Raw genomic sequence first — 1580 nt, 5'->3', positions numbered from 1 at the left:
GGAATCCAGGCCGGCGACGTGATAACCCGGTTCAACGCCAAGGACATCCAAGGCGTCCATGACCTGACGCTGGCGGCAGCAAGCCAGAAGCCGGGATCGAAAGTCACCGTAACAACGAACCGGGGCGGCACAAACCAGGAATTGTCGCTGACTGTCGATCGACGCAGGGATCAGGAGGAACAGACCGGTGCCATTCCAAGCCTGGGGACTGAGGACCAGCGCCTTGGTATGTCGCTGAGCGCCATTCCGGACGAAGCGCGCCAGCAACTCGGCCTGCAGGCCGACACCACGGGCGTGTTCGTCCAGGATGTCGCTCCCAACAGTCCTGCGGCCGAAAGCGGCATCCGGCCCGGCGACGTCATCGTGTCGGCCAACAACCGAAACATGACCCAGCCGTCTGACGTCCGCGAGGAATGGGCGAAATCCCGTCAGCAGAAAAAGCCAGTGTTGTTCCGTATCGACCGGCAGGGACAATCGCTTTTCGTTGCTGTGGCAAACTCCTGACTGACAGGCCAGACGGCGTCGCGATCTGTGCTGCTGGGCTGGCCCCCTACCGGAGCGCACCAGAGTTGTGAAGCTGATGAGCGGTATGTTTGAAGTGGCGGTCCGGCTCAACATGCGGCTGCGGGAACTGCTCTGCGGCTTTGCGCGCACGGTCGGCGACTCCGGTCGGCGAGGCGAAAGTCCTTACGTTTCGGCGCATCCGGCGACCACACAGGTGGACAACAAAAGCCTGCGATCCGCTTCTGAGCGCGTGTGCTTTTATCGATGTAAGGAACTTCGCGCCACAGGTTTAGACTAGCGATCTCTGGCGTGTGAACGCAAGAGAAGTGGGCGATCTCCAAATCGGCTGTGTGATCAATGCTGTAGCGTTATCCAGTGGCCGACTGAGCCGCACGAGGCCTGTGATGCCTGCTACTCGGCTACGATGGTCGGGAGTCTGGAGCCCACGCGCAAGACCTATGACTGAACTGAAACGGGCACAAAGGTCGGTTTCACCGAGAAAGTGTCTGCAACGCTGCCGTGGATGACAAGACCGAATTGCACATTCGATGGGTTTGCTGATTTACTCCAGACGGGTGCCCGGTTCAGCCGGGTCGTCCTCGTCGGGCTTAAGCAGGTCAATAAGCGCGGCCGCTCGTGTTCCCGGAAGCGGGCGCCCCTGTCCCATTAACGCCTCGTCAGCAAAAGCCCATGCCCATGCCTCTCTCAATTCCTCGATCGACGCACCCGTTGCGATGATCTCCGCAACCGTAATATCGTCGGCTGATCCAATGACGGAGAGAACTTCTTGCCGTGTCATCGTTTGACCGCGTTCTGACTACAACTGAACTAGATGGAGATTTCATGGAGCACTTGCAACCGATCTAATGAGGGCTGTCGCAGGATTCCCTTGCGCAAGATCAGGGGCTGCGCAATGGGCGCCCTTCACCTAGCCAAACGCGCGCCACATAGGGCGCAGGGCGCAGAAATCGACGGAGCCCATGCGCTCGGCATTTGCGAAGACCCGGCAAGTCATCCAGATGATCGCCATCACTGAGGCCACTTGGTGGAACTCCTCCTGGATCATCCACGCAGCC

The 1580-nt window shown here is 59.6% G+C and carries 3 protein-coding genes; 2 read left to right on the top strand and 1 reads right to left on the bottom strand.

The features are described 5' to 3' along the window. Positions 1 to 504 (top strand): PDZ domain-containing protein (locus tag EOA22_RS33090; RefSeq protein ID WP_127390579.1); only part of this gene is annotated, 504 nt, incomplete at its 5' end. A 76-nt stretch (positions 505 to 580) separates the two neighbouring features. After that, complete coding sequence (locus tag EOA22_RS38320) at positions 581 to 802, top strand: hypothetical protein (RefSeq protein ID WP_206521450.1); 222 nt, start codon at positions 581 to 583, stop codon at positions 800 to 802. Between the two features lie 264 nt (positions 803 to 1066). On the opposite strand, the gene EOA22_RS33085 is transcribed toward EOA22_RS38320, so the two are convergent. After that, positions 1067 to 1303 (bottom strand): hypothetical protein, encoded by a 237-nt coding sequence (locus tag EOA22_RS33085; protein WP_013525027.1) that lies wholly within the window; start codon positions 1301 to 1303, stop codon positions 1067 to 1069. Positions 1304 to 1580: the final 277 nt, after the last annotated feature.

The sequence above is a fragment of the Mesorhizobium sp. M7A.F.Ca.US.014.04.1.1 genome, assembly GCF_003998745.1.
GTDB classification, from domain to species: domain Bacteria; phylum Pseudomonadota; class Alphaproteobacteria; order Rhizobiales; family Rhizobiaceae; genus Mesorhizobium; species Mesorhizobium ciceri.
Note: the sequence above shows the minus strand (reverse complement) of the source record. Positions and strands in the feature narration are given on the sequence as shown.